The sequence below is a fragment of the Thioalkalivibrio sp. AKL9 genome (assembly GCF_000377825.1).
Taxonomy (GTDB): Bacteria; Pseudomonadota; Gammaproteobacteria; order Ectothiorhodospirales; family Ectothiorhodospiraceae; genus Thioalkalivibrio; species Thioalkalivibrio versutus.
The window spans coordinates 1-16,704 of sequence record NZ_KB905121.1; the positions used below are offsets into that span (position 1 = coordinate 1).

Genomic DNA, 16,704 nt, shown 5'->3' on the forward strand with positions numbered 1-16,704 from the left:
CCTGATTAGCAACGAGAGTCAGCCAGTCGCAGGGAGCGCTCGGGCACTGGCCGGCAGTGCACGGCGGCGACCAGCAGTCGCGCCGGCAGCGTGGCCAAGTTAAAGCGCCGGTTGAACCGGTAGGCGAATGCTGCAAGGTAACGGACCGCGTACTTGGTGAACGCAAACGCATGGTAACTCCCGCTCAGGCTGGTCTTGAGGTTGCCGAGCACCGTGTTGATCCATTGGAATTCGGGCAGATCCCGGGGTTTGCGCGCAGCCACGACCGTCGGCTGGTGCCGGCAGTCGGCCCTTGCGACTGCGCGGAAGCACGCCAGGCCATCGGAGTGGACCGTGCTTCCCGGAGCCAGATACGCCCGCGCCCATTCGGTAACAGCTTGGAAGCTGAAGCCCGCGACCGGGGTCAGCTTGACCCGCAGGGGATGCCCCGCGTCGTTGAGCGACACCGCCGCCACGAACGGAACCTTGTTCTCCGACCCGCGCCCGGCCTTGCCGCCGGTCCGCTCGCCGCCCAGGTAGGCATCGTCCAGTTGCACGGTGCCGCTGAGCTCATAGCGCGCTTCCCGCTCGGTCATCGCCTGCATCAGCTTGTGCTGCAGTGCCCAGGCCGTGCGGTAGCTCACTCCAAGCTGCCTTTTCAGCGCCAGCGCAGAGAGCCCGGTCTTGGCCTGGCTGAGCAGATGGATGGCCAGAAACCAGGTGGTCAGGGGCAGCTTTGTTCCCTGCATCACGGTGCCGGCGATCAGCGAGGCCTGATGCCGACAGGCATTGCACTGAAACATCTTGCGCGGGCTCCCGTGCAGGACGCAGTGGGCCTGCCCCCCGCACCGCGGACAGCGAAAGCCGTCCGGCCAGCGGGCCCGCTCCAGCGCCGCTTCGCACTGGGCCTCGGTGCCGTACTGGGCGATGAACGCCGGCAACGACATCCCCTGCTGAAACTGAATCCGATTCTGCGCCATGGTGGCACCCTCCGCTCGCTGTGTAGCCTCAGCGTACGCCCGGGGGTGGCTCACCCAGTGAGCCTGGCTGACTCTCGTCGCTAATCAGGAGGAGCGTTGCACAGCCGCTTTTTCGGAATACTTGTCGCGGCCTCGGCACTCTGCGAGCCCTCTGGAGCGCCAGATAGACCAAGCGACTGGCGCGGTGGATGGCGATGCACTGATAGCCGGACGATGGTCGGCCATCTGGGGTATGTGTCTGAGGCCCACGTGCAAAGCCTGGGATAAATTGCCGAAACGGCTCGTGCGTCGTCTCCGCCGCCTCCTCGGGCTACGTCCCCCGCGGGGCTCGCAGTGTGCCCACGCCCTGTCGGGGCGAGAAGTCGGCCAGGGCCGCCCACCGGGTACCAACTCACACGCCACGAACACCAAGCCATCCAGGGACAGCGAGCCAGTTGGGGTCGTTTACCTGGATGGAGCTTCACGCCCCTCTCCCTGCATCTCTGGCGCGCCTCACGCTTCCGAATGACGCGTGCTCGCCGTGATGCCTGCCCACGCCGTTTGCAACCACGCGTGCCCCAACACTTTAGTGCCCTGATCACTCTGCATCTTGGTTGGCAGGCAGCTTATCGATCCAGCGTTCAATGCTGGAGAGGCGCCATCTGACGCACCGAGCGCTGATTCGACGGGGAGCCGGAAAGGCATCGCGCTGGAGCAATCGATAGATCGACGCTCGCGACAGGCGTGTCATGTCGCATACGTCGCGGATGGTGATTAGCGTGTCGATTTGTTTCGTATCCATTTTCGCTTTCCTTTTCGTATCTTTGGGCTTTCCTTGGCTTTCTCGGCTTCTCCCTAGATCTAGGGCTTACCGTTGATACGCGTACTACCGTGCCCGATTTCGATTAATTCTGCACAGGTCGTTTTTCACGTAGTGCGGCTGACGCGCACAGTGGTCTCTGAGAGCCTTCAGTCATTTCGTCTCCTTGGGGTTCTAGACCTTACAAGAAATGGACAGTGATGATTACTCGGATACGTTGGTCTCCTCCATGCCAGACGGGCAGGACGAAACCAACAATCACGAGGGATAGCGATATGAAGACATATAGGTTCCAAACAGCTCCAGCGACTATTGGGATGGGGCCATCCGCCGGATGGTGGCGCAGCTATAGAGTGGCGTTGAGCGATGGCCCGTCGATTTTCATCAACGCCTCATCGAGTCACGATCACATGCTCTATGACCTATCCAGTGGGGTGAGTTCGGGCATTTTCGCGCAACGGATATGCGCACTCCTTGGGCTGGATTATCGGCCCTGCAGTTGCACGGTGCGGAAATTGTGTTCGGGGTCAGCCTCGATGGTGATAGAGGCTTCAGTAATCGAGCATAGGGTCGAACTCGTTGTCAGCGAGATTGATCCGACCTTGGTTTTCGGCGAGACCTACGCACTTTGGGGGTTAGCGGCGGTGATCGCAGAAGTGTACGTGGAGCGGGCCCTCCACGAGATCGGCCAGGAGATTACCAGCATCGGCATGCCTGATGCGGAGGCAAAGGAGATACTGGGATCCGCGCTGGTGGTATGTCTGCGCTCGGTGGCGCGCGAGTGGGAAGGGAGCCCCAGTGGAGATCTGGCCGCTGCTGTGCACTCTGCTGTGACCGGGGATTGGGTGCTCCGCGATGCTATGTCGTCGGTTGCTGCCGATTACGTCCGGGCGCAGCAGGAGCTAATCGATGCAATGGCATGAGGCGGAATGGATATTGGGGTCGCTCGAAGCGTCTTCGGCGGTGGGGATCGACTACGACGGACGAGTGATACACGCCATAGCGGTGATGACTCCGAGTGGGTATGAGTGGTATCGGTACTCGAAGGAACCAAGGATAGAGGATATGCGGCGATGTCTATGGCGGGCTGCCACACGATGGAGCCGACCAGATGTGCCGCGGGACACGATCGATCGGGCGATGTGGTTAGCGGAATACGAATTGGGCCGCGGAATCCATGCGATGCCATTGGCCTATGGCGTCGTTGCCCTCCACCGTCGACTTCTTCTCGCAGAAAGGCCCGCTGAGGTCGAAGGCCTCGGATTGGGTCTTTCGTTCAGGGGAACTGACCCCGGGTTCTGTCCACTGTATTAACTATTTGGAATGATGACCCATCATTCACTTTAGGTTTTGGGCGGACGATCCGTAGCCTAGCCACCCCGAATGTGCTCAACTTCCATGTTTCACTTTAGGCCTAAAGTGAATGATGACCGCTGTGTCATTTCTGTCTGCCGAATCATTCGCGAGGGGCAGGACTTCCATCATTCCATTTAGGGCTAAAGGGAATGATGGAAGTCCTGCCCCTCGCCTGAGAATCATTGTCATGCGAGTTTCGCGCCCGCGAAACCACCGTCGAACCCTCCCGTGGTACCGTCTTTTTGCGCGTCCATTTCTCGCTTTTTAACTCTGCTTTCGAGGGCGCCAGGGTGCCTCGTGTCTTGGTTGGTTTCGCGGCCGCGAAACAGAGGGCTCGCAACCAATTTTGGTGTGGGATCCGACCAGTTTCGCGGCCGCGAAACTCAGACGCAGGCAGGGAACAAATTAGGCCGAGTAACGCCGCATTTGTCCGACGAGTACCCCTTGGATTTGCAGCTGTTCAGGGACGAGGGTGAGCGGAGGATACGCTGGTTTCGCTGCGTGCAGCAGGACCTGTTCTGGCGTTTGCCCGATGCGCGTTAGGGTGGCTTGTTCGACATCGACCAGGGCGACGACGATCTCGCCGTTGCGGGTATGGCTGGGTGCGCAAGAATCACGGGGGGCAGACCTTGACCTTTGCCTCTCCCTTGGTTGGTTGCGTCAAGTTGTGCAGAAGTGAGTCGGCCATGTTCGGTTGGTCGGTACGTCCCGGCGCGATCGAGAGCCTCGATCAGGAGCGATACCTGCTGAATCGAATGCTCCCCACCTGATTGGGCTGCCTGGCGCTACAGGTTGTTCCGGGCGAGCAGTTCGGGGATCTGGCGTTTGAACCGGAAGAATCCGTGGGTGGCATGGGGCCAGGCGAGATCGTCCCACATCCGGCGCAGCGGAATGACCTCGATTCCGTCTTCCGCCAGCTCGTGAGCAATGACATCCAGGGCGTCGGCCAGGGGCCCGACAGGCGCCTCCGGTGTGGCGATGGTAGTCACGCCGGCGGCGGCACACTGCGACCGGAGGGTCTCCGCATGGAGTTGCGGGAGAACGGTTGCGGGCTGCTGTAGGCTCTCCCCCGCGCGCCGCGCCGCATCCTCGGCTAGCGTGTCTACCCAGTGGCCAGTCGCGGCCCCAAAAGGCCAGGGCATGTCAGGGTGGCCGCGCCGGGCGACGGCGATTGCCGCCACGTCGGTCTCCTTCGGCAATACTTCCTGACCGCTGAAGTCGTCGCCATGCAACAGGAGGAGCACGCGCCGGCCGCGCGGCAGGGTTCGCGGGCCCGGGAGGGCCCCAGCAGCAGGCGGACTCTCGTCGCGGATAGCGGGCGCTTCGGACGCCAGACCCTGCGGACCGAACCGATTGTCGGTAAATCGGGCAATATTGTCGGGCGTTGCGAGGTAGGTCTTGCCCGGCGTCTGGATGCCCGCGACCCAGCGCCAGCCCAGGGTGTTGGAGGCAGGGTCGGCATCGAGCAGATGGCGCAGGAAGAAGTCCGCCCCCAACGTCCACGGCAGCCTCAGGGTGAAGATCCAGATCGACGCAAACCACATGCGCGCATGGTTGTGCAGATACCCGGTTGCGACCAGTTCGCGGGCCCATTGGTCGAATCCGTCGACTCCGCTGCGCCCGGCCTCGGCCGCGGCGATGGCCTCGCGCAGACCATCGTCTTCGGCGAGGCGTGCCCGGTCGGTGTCGCGTTCTTCCACGAAGGTCTGCCAGACGCGGGGGCGTATCTGCAGCCACCCCTTCCAGTAGGTACGCCAGAAGACTTCCTGGATAAACTTCTCGGCCGCCTCGGGCGAATGCCGGGCCAGGACCCGTGCGACCACCTCGTTTTCCGTGATGGCCCGGTGGCGGATGTAGGGCGAGAGCAGTGATACGTTGTCGCGTCCACCGGGCCCGGGATCGCGGTTTCGCTGGGCCGCATAGTGACGTCCCGCGCGGGGGACAAAATCCGACAGTCGCTCCAGGGCGGCCGCCCGTGACGGCGGGAAAAGGGCGGCGCGTTCGTCTGGTGCGTCGCCGTCGGTGTCGACGAGGCCGGTCATGGGGTGCCCCTGTGCAGGGCGGGAAGGTTCTCGAGGACCGCGTCTGCCAGGGCCTGGCCGCTGTCGAATGCCGACTCGACGCGCGGTCCCAGGGCCCAGTCCCCGCAGGCGCCCAGGCGCTGTCCAGCGTCCCAGAGGCAGGGGCGGCCGGCGGCCTGCTCGACTCGCGCGTACAGCCACCGGTGGACCTGATGCTGGAGCAGGCGGGCGGAGCCGAGCAGGGGCCGCAGGGCGCTCAGTAGCGGATGGGCCAGTTGATCCGGGTCTTCCTGGATGTGCTCGCGGGACCAGTCGGGGCCAGCGTGGGCCACGAGGGTCTCGGATTCCGCATTTCGGCCAGGTTTGGTGCCGTTCCGGGCAACCCATGCCAGTGGTTGCCCGTACAGTTCGCGCGACGTTTCGTGCAGGTCGGTCCGGCCTTCGACGGCGGCCATCAACGCAATGCAGGGGGCATAACGAACGCCCGCCAGCGCCGCAAAGCCGGTTCCGGCGGTGGCCGCCAGTTCGGCGGCCTGTGGTGCGGGCAGGGCGAGCAGGACTGCGTCGAATGGGCCCTCAAGGCCGGCATGTTCAGGCATCGACTCGACCTGTAGATACCAGACCCCGTCGGAACGTCGAAGGCTCTCGACTCGGGAGTTGCGACTTACCTCCAGGGGCGCTGCCAGGGCGCCGGCCGGGGCCGTCATGTCGGGGTGGCCCACGAGCCGGTCCGATCCCCACGCCGCCACCACACCCTGCTCTTGCCAGGTCTTTATCTGACGGCAAAAGCCTGCCCCACGAGCGGTGAAATACTGGGCCCCGTGATCGAAGCTCAGGCCATCCGTGCGCCGCGTGGCCATGCGCCCGCCGAGGCCCCGGCTCTTCTCCAGCACGAGACAGTCATGCCCGGCATCGTGCAGCCGCCGGGCGGCTGTGAGCCCGGAGATCCCGGCACCAATGATTGCGATGCGTGCCAAAACCCTTCAGCCGCCTGTCGGGACCATTGGGCGCACGCGGGAGAACCCGCCGTCCACCGACAGGACCTGGCCGGTGACCCATTCAGCCTCGTCGGACAACAGCCATGTGACGGCCCGCGCGAGGTCTGCCGCCTGCCCGTAACGTTGCAGCGGATACTGCGCCACGATCTGCGCCTCGGCACGTGGGGAGGCAAATAGCCGTTCGGTGGCGCCCGTCCGCGTCAGTCCGGGGGCAATCCCGTTGACCCGGATGCCGTGGCCGGCGTAGGTCGCGGCAGCGGCGGGGACCAGGCTGGCGATCGCGCCTTTGGCCATCGCAATCGCTTCGTGATTGGAGACGCCGATCTGGGCGACGACCGAGCTGAACAGAACCGCGCTACCGCGGGGTTCGTCCGTCTGGAGTCGGGCCTTTACCCAGGCGCGCAGGGTGTAGAAGGCGCTGTCCTGGTTGGCCGCCATGCAGTCGCGATACTGCGCCTCCGTGGTTCGGTGCAGCGGGGCCAGCAGTGCGCTGCCGGCACAGTGAGCGAGTCGCGCGGGGGGCTCGCCGAAATGGTCGGAGGCCCGGACCACGGCCTCATCCGCGCCTTCAGCGGTGCTGACATCCGCGACGATCGTGCATGCCTCGAGGTCATCTGGAAGCTCTCTGCGAAGGGCTTCCAGTGCGTCGGCGTCGCGCGAGACAAGAGCGACCCGGTCATATGCGGGATCGAGGGATCGCAACAGTGCGCTTGCCACCCCGCCGGTTGCGCCGGTCACCAGTGCTGTCCGTTTGTTCATCGCGCGTGGCTCCTTCGGGTTATTTTCGTGGGGAGAGAACAAAGCGTTCGTCCTGTCGCCGAAGGGCAAGTTCAACGGGGGGCAAGCAGCCCCTCAGCGGGATGTCCTTTCCCCGCGCACGAACCCCCGAGCGGCTCCGGCGGTCTGCACTGCAAGAGAATATGCGGACGACGTCGATGCAGGCCCGTCCAGTCTCGCCCTTCGGAGCCCTGACAGATGCCCGAGCCCCTCCACCTCGTATGGTTCAAGCGCGATCTGCGCATTGATGATCACGGCCCGCTCCATCATGCCGCACAGGCAGGGCCCATACTGCCGCTGTACATCGTGGAGCCAGGCTACTGGGAACTACCGGATACGAGCCGGCGCCACTGGGACTTCATCCGGGCCAGCCTTCTGGAGCTGGACCGGGCCTTGTCCGATCTCGGTCGACCCCTCATCGTGCGCGAGGGCTCTGCGGTGGAGGTGCTCCAGCAGCTTCTCGAAGAGATCCCGGTTGCGGCGGTGTACAGCCATCAGGAAACCGGAAATCGCTGGACCTATGACCGTGATCTTGCGGTCGCACGCCTGCTGCGCGATCGGCGTATCCCGTGGCGCGAGTACCGCCAGCACGGCGTCGTTCGCGGCCTGCACAACCGCGATGGCTGGGCGTCTCAGTGGGAGGATTTGATGCGCGAACTCCCCTTTAGCGCACCTCGGGCCCTCGCCGCTGGACCCGCGGTGGCGGGTGGGGTGGACCGCCTGCCACACGCTCCGGCAGGGGTTGCGGCCGACATCGCGATCGATCTGCAGCCCCCGGGGTTGCACGCCGGGCGCCGGGTTTTGCGCGACTTCCTGCGCGAGCGCGGAGAGCACTATGCCGGCGGTATCAGCAGCCCCGCACGGGCCTGGACCGCCAGTTCGCGGCTGAGCCCCCACCTGGCTTACGGCACGGTTTCGTTGCGCCGTGTGCTGCAGGCCTCGCGCGAACGTCAGAGGCAGTTGCGCGCACCGCGCGGCCTGGATCGCCGGCAGGCGGCATGGAAGAAATCGCTGCGCCAGTTCGAGGAGCGGTTGCACTGGCACTGTCATTTCATCCAGAAGCTGGAAGATGCCCCGGACATCGAGTTCCAGAACCTGCATCGTGCCTGCGATGGACTGCGCGAAGACGCCTTTGATGAGCACCGTTTTCGTGCCTGGCAAGAGGGCCTCACGGGATACCCCCTGGTTGATGCGTGCATGCGCGCCTTGCGCGATCACGGCTGGATCAATTTCCGTATGCGCGCGATGGTCGTCGCGTTCGCCTCGTATCACCTCTGGCTCCACTGGCGCCGGCCCGCGCAGCATCTGGCACGCATATTCACGGACTACGAGCCCGGCATCCACTACAGCCAGATGCAGATGCAGTCGGGAACGACGGGTATCAACGCCCTGCGCATCTACAACCCGGTGAAGCAGTCGCTGGATCAGGATCCGGAAGGCATGTTTATCCGCCAATGGGTACCGGAACTGGCGCGAGTACCGGGCGACTGGATTCACCAGCCCTGGAAGATGACAGAGGGTCTGCAGCGTCAATCCGGCTGCCGCATCGGCCGCGACTATCCGCTGCCGGTGGTGGATCACGAAAAGGCGGCGCGGCTGGCACGTGAACGGTTCAAGTCGGTGCGCGGGACCGGAGATTCCCGTCAGGAGGCGGCTGGTATTCATCAGCGGCATGGCAGCCGGCGCCGCCCTTCTGCGCGTACCCATGGCCGGACGAGGCAGGTGTCTACGCGGGAGCAGATGGATCTGTTCCCGGACGCGGATCCGTGAGCGCCTTCCGGGGTGCGGCTTCGGTGCGCGTCGAACAGCACGGCTGTCGTGCATGTGCATGCGGTAGGGTAGGGTGTCACGGCCGGATCCGGTAGGCCGGGCTCGCTCCGTCGATCGTCACCGGTACCGGTCGACGCGTTCGGTGTGGCGCCCGGAGCAAGATGGGTGTTCTCTTTCTCGATCTTTCTCGGTCTCGGTCTCGGTCATAGGGACACGGCGGTCCGATGGAGAATCGCATGGCGATCGGCAAGCGCCGTGATGTCGCGGTCGTAACCCCCGCCGATCACCGCTGCCACTGGCGCGGCTCTCTCGCGACAGACCTGCAGCACGTGCCGGTCACGCACCTCGAGGCCCGCATCGGTCAGCTCCAGATGCCCCAGCCGATCCGCTTGGTGTACATCGACGCCGGCGTCGTACACCACCAGGTCCGGGCGCATGTCGTCGATCAGGATCGCCAGGGTATCCCGCAGGGTGGCCAGATAGGCTTCATCGCCGGTACCGCGGGCGAGTTCAATATCGTGGTCGCCGGGTGTCTTGCGCGCCGGGAAATTGGTCCCCGCGTGCATGGAGAACGTCACCACCTCGGGGGTGTCCGCGAAGATGGCGGCCGTGCCATCGCCCTGGTGGACGTCGAGGTCGATGATCAGCACACGCCGGACCCATCCCATGGCGCGCGCATGGGCCGTTGCGACCGCAATATCGTTGATCAGGCAATACCCGCTCGCGAACCCCGCGTGGGCATGGTGAGTGCCGCCGGCGGTGTTCAGGGCCAGGCCGTCGCTCAGTGCGGCCTCTACGGTGAGCAGGGTGCCGCCCGTTTCCAGTCGCACGCGCTCCACCAGCGCTTCCGACCACTGGAACCCGCTGCGCCTCTGGGCGGCCTTGCTGGTCTGGCCGGATAGGAAGGCATTCAGATAGGCCGGTGTATGCACGCGGGCCAAGGCCCTGCGAGGGGCGATCTCCGGTTGCAGCCAGTCGAATGTTGTGTCGGCCAGCCCGGTCTCCAGCCGCTCCCGCAGGACCCGGAACTTCGCCATCGGGAATGGATGCCCATCCGGCAGTTCGATCGTGTAGCTCGGATGATGGATCAGCGGAAGCGCCATACAGCGAACTCGCCCTTCAGGCTTCGGGCTTCCGTGCCAGCAGCATGTAGTTGACGCTCATGGATCGCGAAAGCCACATCCGGCGGGTGAGCGGATTCACCTTCACTCCTGTCTGCGAGACGGGCTCCAGGCCGTCCCGTGCCAGCAGCGCCCGCGTTTCCCGGGGCGTGACAAAGCGCTTCCACTGATGGGTGCCCCGGGGCAGGATGCGGAACAGGTACTCCGCCCCGACAATCGCCACCACGAACGAGACTGGATTGCGATTGATCGTGGCCACGAAGGTGTGGCCGCCCGGGCGCAGCATGCGGTTGACGCTCGCCATGAACGCGGGCAGGTCCGCCACATGCTCCACCACCTCCATGTTCAGGATCACGTCGAAGGCCTCGCCACGCCCGGCGAGGGCCTCCGCAGTGTTCACTTCGTACTCGATATCCAGGCCCTGCTCCGCGGCATGAAGCCGCGCCGCGGCGATGTTGCGGTCGACCACGTCCACGCCCAGTACATCCGCCCCTAGGCGGGCTATGGCCTCGCTCAGCAGCCCGCCGCCACAGCCGATGTCGAGCATGCGCAGGCCGGCGAGGGGTCGCACGGCCTCTGCGTTCCGCCCGAGCGAGCGGCAGAGTTGGTCACGGATGTAGTCACTGCGCAGGTTATTCAGCACGTGCAGGGGCCAGAGTCTTCCATCCGGTTGCCACCACATCTCGGCAAGGGCGCGGTAGCGTTCCACCTCGGCGGGATCAACGGTTCGGTCGTGTTCCACATTCGGAGAGGTCATGGGCTGGGTCGCTCGCCATCGGCACAAAGGTCTCTATCCGACCACACGCCGCCGTTTTTGATCGCAGCGGTTTTGTGTTTCATGGGGGTCAGACCTTGCCTTTTGCCTCTCCCGTGACCCGGGGACAGTTTCATGGGGGTCAGACCTTGCCTTTTGCCTCTCCCGTGACCCGGGGACAAGAGGCAAGGTCTGACCCCGAACTCTCCCAAGGTAGACCCCGAACTCTCCACGCGCCCCGATTTGCTTCGAAAACGTGCATATGACCAGGCGAGACCTGACATCTACGACCGCATTGCAGGACGTGCTTTTCCATTTACTTTTCGTAAACATAAAAAAGCCCGCAAACGCGCCTGGGGGCGAGATTGAGGGCAAACGTATTAGGAGATACGTGAGTCGAAGAATAGCAGCGAGGCAGCAACCAACGTCTCATACGCCTCAGATTTTAGTATCCGTAATGGAAAGGAACATTCCCGATTCGGGAGAAGTTTCGGTGCACATAAAAGCGGGGCACGGCATCCTGATGTCGGAAGAGATAGGAAAATGACGGATCGATCGGGCGGAAGTGGATGTTCGGGGCTGCTGATGGCGCCAGCCGGTCGAAATTCAATTTCTTGATAAGACGAGCCGCGGATGTCCGCGGGTCCAACCCCGTAGGGTCGTAAGCCCGACGGCCACAACTCCGTGATTCAGGCGGGGCTGTGGCGTCAGTTCCCTTCTTGTTGACCAACCGGACCCGGAAACCACCACGTGCAAACCGAAGGCGATCACAGCACAGCCTCCATGCTTCCAGGTGCGAGGTGGGTTCGTTGGGGGCTGATTCTGGTGCCCGATGTGGTGCAGTCGGAATGGTACCTGACCCTGAGTGAAGACCCGGGGGCGCACGAGGAGCCGGGTGCACCGGCGGAGGCCTGGTCTTTTGCGGATCTCGCAGCGCTTGCGGCGCAGTCCTATCCCTCGATCACGGCGCGGCTCCAGGAGCGGGAGGCGGCCGAGGGCGATCGCCGCGTTGCGGGCTGGGCACGTTTCCCGACACCGGGGGTCGAGGCCAGCGTCGACGACTCGGACTCGGTTGCAACGCCAATCTGCCGGAGACGGGGTGAGGTGCGCTTTGAACATGGGTGTCTCCGCATCGGTGGGTCCCAGGGTCCAATGCCTGATGTTGGGCGGCCCGTTTCGCGGGGGTACCTGATTGCGTTTCCTGGTTGGATCCCGGGGGGTGCGGGGTGCGCGATCGCTCGGCTTCGTGTGCGGACGACCCGCACCGGGTCCGTGCCATGATGACGGCGCGGGTTGAACTCCAGCTTCTGGGCGAGCTTGCGGTTCGAGTCCACGGCGTCGATCTGGCGCAAGAAATCGGACCGGTCAAGACGCGGCTGCTACTTGGCTGGATCTGTACAGCCCCGCGCGAGGGTTTGCCACGCGCCGATCTGGCTGTCTCTCTGTGGCCGCGCGCCGGTCGGAATCACGCACTGGCTTCGCTGGTGCAATCGCTCGCGCTACTGAAACGATTGCTTACCCATGGAGTTCATAGCTATCTCGAGGTCGAATCCGACCATGTTCGGCTCCGCCGCGACCGTCACATTCGGGTGGATGTCGATCGGTTCGCGCGTCTTGTTTGTTCCAGGGACCCGGACGCGGAATCCCTGTGCGAGGCGGTATCGCTATACCTGGGCCCGTTTCTGAGCGACCTGCCAGTGCCCCGCGAGCCTGAATTGCGCGATGCGCTAGCGCGCACGCGCGATCGCTACCGGGAGCAGGCGCTTCAAATGGCCTTGCGCGCGAGCCGGGTGCTGGAGTCAGAGGGGGCGCTGGCGCGGGCGCTCGAGCTGGCGCAGCGCGCAATCGAGATTGATCCCGATGCCGAGTCGGCGTGGCGGCGCCTGGTAAAAGTGCGTCTCGCCCGATCGGAGGAGGCATTGGCCTTGCTGGATGCCTCGAAATACTCGGAGCGTATGCAGGCGCAACCGGGTGGTTCGGCTAGTGCGGCCGTCCATCGTCTGCTGAGCCTTTGTTCCATCGCGGATCCCGCAGAGGTATCGGATCGGAACCAGGGTGATGGAATTTCCGCCAACGGATCGCCCGCGACTGATCGGGAAGCCTCCGTGGGGGGCGGCAGTTGGTCCAGTCGATGGCCGGTCACCGTCGTACATGTTGACCTCAGTGATACGGCATCGCAGTCCTCCGACGAGGGGTCACGGCGAGAGATGATCGGGGTGCTCGGTGACCGGTACCGCGCCTATCCGGTGATCGGTGAACGGGCGTGCTCGGCGGCCCTGCTGTTCGGGTATCCGAGGGCCAGCGCCGAGGCGCTGGGAGAGGCCTTGCACGCAGCCCGTGAGTTGGACGACTGGCTGCCGCACTCCGGTATCGGTGTGGAACACGGGCAAGTGACGCTTCAGTCGGTCGCGGCAACCGAGGTGGGGGGGCTGGCGGCCGTGGTCGCGCGTGGGCTGGCGCGGGAGGCGCGTCCGGGTGAGGTGTTGGTGGGGCCGCGTGTCGCGGGGGATCAGTTTCGCGCCTTTGAGATGACGCTGGTGGAGGTCGAGCCCGCGGTCGGGGTGTCTTCGGTTCCGGGTGCGCGCCTCTCGCGGCTTGGCCCGCCCCGGCGGGGGTTGGTGGCTCATGCGGCGATATACCCTCTGGTGGGTCGGGAACGCGAGTTCCGCCAACTGCGGGGCTATGCGCGAGGCGTCGAGCCCCTCGGGGGGGCGATGCTGGTAGAGGGGCCTCGCGGTGCTGGCAAGACACGCTTGTTGACGGAGCTCTGGAATCAGATAGACGGGCGGACCGGCGACTGGTTCGAGCTTCGCGGTGAGTCGGGTGCCGGCAATTTGCCTTTCCACCCCTTTGTGACGGCGATACGGCAGCAGGCGGCGATCGGCGAGGAAGCCGACTGGTCGGAGGTGCTTGGGCGACTGCGGATCTGGCTGCGACGGCAGATGGGCGCCAAGGTCTACGTGCCGAACGCGGATCTGGCGTCGCTGGCTGATCTGTTCGAACCGACCGGGGTGCCCAGCGACAATCTGCCCCGGAACCTGTCGCCCAGGGAACGCCTCGAGCATGCCGCGAAAACCTTGCTGGACCTATTCCTCTATCGCGGCGGGGTTGTCGTCGTGGAGGATGTCGAGCGAGTGGACGCGCAGACGATGCAATGGTTGGCACGGCTGGCCTCCCGGCTGCGAGGGCAGCCACCGCGCCTGATCCTGACGACCGCGCGCAAGGAAGACATCGATCCGAAACTGCTGGCGTCCTGTCATCTACTCCATTTGCCCGAGCTCACCCTCGGCCAAATGGAGGACATCCTGCCCTGGATCGCCGAGGAGTGGGGCGACCCGGGACGCAATGTCCGACGTTGCCTGGATCTGGCCGGCGGGAGCCCGTTGATTCTTGAACAGCTGGCCTTGGCGAATCCGCCCGGGGAGCTGTCGACGCGCTTGACCATTCCGCCGGGGGTACATGACTTGCTGGCCGAACACGTCGATGCCGCGGGGGATGCGTTTGCGTTGGCCGTTGTGTTAGCGCAGATCGAGGGGTTCGCGACCCTGGACCAACTGCGCGAGCTGGCGGATCGCGACGAAATGGACGCCGAGGGCGTCCAAGCGCACCTCGCGCGACTGATGGAGATGGGGATTGTGCGCGAGACCGTACGCCTGGGTGTCACGCGCTATGCGTTCACGCGTGAACTGTACCGGGTGGTTTTGCTGGAGGCACACGCTCAGCATCCGCGGCAGGCTGCTGCCCGAGTGGCTGGCTAACCGGGTTCGAGCGGCCGGGCCGCCCCATGGTCCGGGTACCCGTGTAGACAACGCCAAGACACGGGTCTGTCCGTTTGGGCGGTTGTGTGGCCGCGCTCCGAATGATTCGGAAACGGGCGGGCAGGACTTCGAGCCGCTGCACGTCGCGTCTGGCCTCGGGAAACACGGGGTACGAAGGCGTGTATGGAGGCATGTATGGATCTGGATCTGTTTCCCGATTAGCGACGAGCGTCATTCCGGCCGTAGCGCAGCGAAGAGCCGGGATCTCCACACGCGGGTCCAGCCCCAACGCACGGGTACCTCATACCGTGGAGATCCCGGAGAACCGTTGCGCGGTTTCCGGGATGACGGAGCAGGGGGCGGGCGGCTGGCGACCCGGGCCCGCACGGCCTTGAGCCCGGCTGACGCTCGCTGCTGATCAGGATCCGTTTTTTCTATGAGCACGGCGGGGTAGTGTTCGAGTGTGGCTGATGATGACTGCGAATCGGGTCCGTGTTTCCCTAGCGCTTTTGCTACCGCTGGCAATGCTGAGTGGCTGCCTGGCAACGACGGACCACCAGCCCGGGGAATCGGCCTCCGCGGAGCGATCCGATTCGCTGGTCTTGGCGGAAGAAGATTGGCGAGCCCTGGACATCATGATCCTCGCCCGAACCACCCGCGACATCGATTACAGCAGGCAGAGGCCCGCCCCGTTTCGTCGGGATATCGAGGGCAACCTGGTGAGGAACACTCCCCGGGACGGAGAGGAATGGCTCGAGTACTGTGATCTGTATCTGCATGATCTAACGGATCTTCCTGCGCATGTTTCGCGTTCCGGTGGCGCCGATCCATACGTACTTCATGAAGTATTCGACCAATGGGGTCGTACGCATCCCCCACTGGCCGTTCGTTCGGTCTATCGGGCCAATGGGGTCAACCATCTTGATAGCGCCGTCTTTGAGGCCCTGGACGACTTTTTGAATCCGAAAGATCGGGAGGTCCGGCTGCGACATGATTGCAGTGGCACCCAATCCGAATTGATGGTGGCTCCGCGCTATCTGTATGAACGGATTCTGGAACTCCCCGCGTACAAGAGATCGGCGCGATACGAAATTCTGGCCTCCTGGCCTTTCTCGAGGCTGCGCGATGCCTCGATGGCCATCGACGAGCGCCGCGCGGATCGCGTCGCTCGGGCTGAGGCCCGCTCGGCGCGTTACACCCTGCTGGCTGCGGAAAATGCCCGCGAGACCGTAGGTTCGCTGTTCTTCTCCTGGAACCAGCGGCACAAGAGCTTCGCCGCGGATGATCGGCGTCGGACCGGCGATGGCTTCTATCGCCAGAACGTGTGCGCGCTGTCCACGAGCGGGCATGATGCAATGGCGGTCCGGGGCTATCGCAGCCTGGGCGAGGATATGCTCAGCGAAGCCCTGGCGAGCGAATTTTCTGAGTGGGAGCGGTATTCGCCTGCGCATCTGCTGCTTGAGCCAGAAGACATCATGGGGTTCGAGAAGGTGTATGACTCGCTGGATGACCTGTACAAGGACGCGGATGCGCAACTCGCGGCACTCCGCGAGAGGGGCTGGCGGAGCGAGGGGTCCTGCAACATCTTCGTGGGCTTTCCAGCCGATATCGTGAAACTCCAGACGGCCCTGGAACAGCGTGGTCACTACCGTGGGATCCCCCGGCCAGAAGTCCAGTTGGGGCAGCTGGTCGAAGTGGAGGAACTGTGGGGGCGGTATGCGACCCGGTCAGGCTACGAATCCTATGCGGAGCTCGAGTTCGTCCTGGACTGGCCCGAGGACATCTCGCATGGGCAGCTGGCGATTCTGCGGGATCGCGGGTACAACCGTGAACCCGCCTACTCGCAGCTGCGGGAAGAAATCCTGCAATCGGGCTATTTGACGGAGTCGGACCTGTCGGTGGCGGGCGCGGTGCAGTACGTCAAGGATCGCGACGAAGCTCGGGACCAGGGGGTCACGGTGTTACAGGCGCGAGAACAGCGGCGCCTGGAAGCGCAACGCCGAGCGGAGCAGGAGGCCCGCCGAAGGCAGGCGGCGCAGACGCGACTGCAACGCGAGTATCCGTTCTATGCCGTTTTGTCATGTGGGTTGCAGGGGGCGCACACGGCGATTGCGGCATGTTTCAACGGAGGGCGGATGGCGGCCTCGACCACGCTGGAGCTCGAGAATGGTGACGATTACCGGATGTATGCCGTTCATGAATTGAACCGGGCGGGAAGAGAAGGCCGTGCCGGGCTGAATATCCCCTTGCGCGAGACGTTTCGTATTCAGGCGCAAAACAGCAGCCCCAGCCTGCTGCTCACGCTTACGGTATACGAGCGCGCCACCGGCGACACGGTCTTCCGGCGTTCCGCGCAGCAGTATGGCGTGCTTTCCGTGCGCAACGAATGAC

Annotated in this window: 11 protein-coding genes and 1 pseudogene; 4 read left to right on the plus strand and 8 right to left on the minus strand. The window is 64.3% G+C overall.

Features of this window, described 5'->3' with window-relative positions:
• Positions 1-5: 5 nt before the first annotated feature.
• Positions 6-959: an IS1595 family transposase gene (locus D573_RS0113045; protein WP_018938035.1), complete on the minus strand. Its 954-nt coding sequence runs from the start codon at positions 957-959 to the stop codon at positions 6-8.
• A 577-nt stretch (positions 960-1,536) separates the two neighbouring features.
• Positions 1,537-1,740: an AlpA family transcriptional regulator gene (locus tag D573_RS0113050; RefSeq protein ID WP_018176572.1), complete on the minus strand. Its 204-nt coding sequence runs from the start codon at positions 1,738-1,740 to the stop codon at positions 1,537-1,539.
• 554 nt (positions 1,741-2,294) lie between these two features.
• Between D573_RS0113050 and D573_RS0113055 the strand changes: the two genes are divergently transcribed.
• Positions 2,295-2,681 carry a hypothetical protein gene (locus D573_RS0113055; RefSeq protein ID WP_018939216.1) on the plus strand — a complete coding sequence of 129 codons (387 nt, stop codon included), beginning with the start codon at positions 2,295-2,297 and terminating at the stop codon, positions 2,679-2,681.
• An 838-nt stretch (positions 2,682-3,519) separates the two neighbouring features.
• Here the strand turns inward: D573_RS0113055 and D573_RS14875 are convergent.
• The 4 genes and pseudogenes from D573_RS14875 to D573_RS0113075 all read right to left on the minus strand — a co-directional run.
• Positions 3,520-3,714, minus strand: a pseudogene (locus D573_RS14875) (LexA family protein); the annotation flags it as partial.
• Positions 3,715-3,899: 185 nt separating this feature from the next.
• Positions 3,900-5,156 (minus strand): FAD-binding domain-containing protein, encoded by a 1,257-nt coding sequence (locus tag D573_RS0113065; RefSeq protein ID WP_018939067.1) that lies wholly within the window; start codon positions 5,154-5,156, stop codon positions 3,900-3,902.
• Positions 5,153-6,112 carry an NAD(P)/FAD-dependent oxidoreductase gene (locus D573_RS0113070; RefSeq protein WP_018939068.1) on the minus strand — a complete coding sequence of 320 codons (960 nt, stop codon included), beginning with the start codon at positions 6,110-6,112 and terminating at the stop codon, positions 5,153-5,155. Before D573_RS0113070 ends, D573_RS0113065 begins: the two co-directional genes overlap by 4 nt.
• A gap of 6 nt (positions 6,113-6,118) precedes the next feature.
• Complete coding sequence (locus tag D573_RS0113075) at positions 6,119-6,892, minus strand: SDR family NAD(P)-dependent oxidoreductase (RefSeq protein ID WP_018939069.1); 774 nt, start codon at positions 6,890-6,892, stop codon at positions 6,119-6,121.
• 216 nt (positions 6,893-7,108) lie between these two features.
• Between D573_RS0113075 and D573_RS0113080 the strand changes: the two genes are divergently transcribed.
• A complete protein-coding gene (locus tag D573_RS0113080) occupies positions 7,109-8,680 on the plus strand; it encodes a deoxyribodipyrimidine photo-lyase (protein ID WP_018939070.1) in 1,572 nt (523 codons plus the stop codon).
• 203 nt (positions 8,681-8,883) lie between these two features.
• Here D573_RS0113080 and D573_RS0113085 read toward each other — a convergent pair whose 3' ends face one another.
• Complete coding sequence (locus D573_RS0113085) at positions 8,884-9,783, minus strand: histone deacetylase (protein WP_018939071.1); 900 nt, start codon at positions 9,781-9,783, stop codon at positions 8,884-8,886.
• 16 nt (positions 9,784-9,799) lie between these two features.
• Positions 9,800-10,558 carry a bifunctional 2-polyprenyl-6-hydroxyphenol methylase/3-demethylubiquinol 3-O-methyltransferase UbiG gene (gene ubiG / locus D573_RS0113090; RefSeq protein WP_018939072.1) on the minus strand — a complete coding sequence of 253 codons (759 nt, stop codon included), beginning with the start codon at positions 10,556-10,558 and terminating at the stop codon, positions 9,800-9,802.
• 1,274 nt (positions 10,559-11,832) lie between these two features.
• Between ubiG and D573_RS0113100 the strand changes: the two genes are divergently transcribed.
• Positions 11,833-14,313, plus strand: a complete 2,481-nt coding sequence (locus tag D573_RS0113100; protein ID WP_018939074.1) for an AAA family ATPase — start codon at positions 11,833-11,835, stop codon at positions 14,311-14,313.
• A gap of 602 nt (positions 14,314-14,915) precedes the next feature.
• Positions 14,916-16,703, plus strand: a complete 1,788-nt coding sequence (locus tag D573_RS0113110; RefSeq protein ID WP_231367875.1) for a hypothetical protein — start codon at positions 14,916-14,918, stop codon at positions 16,701-16,703.
• The last annotated feature ends 1 nt before the right edge of the window (position 16,704 follow it).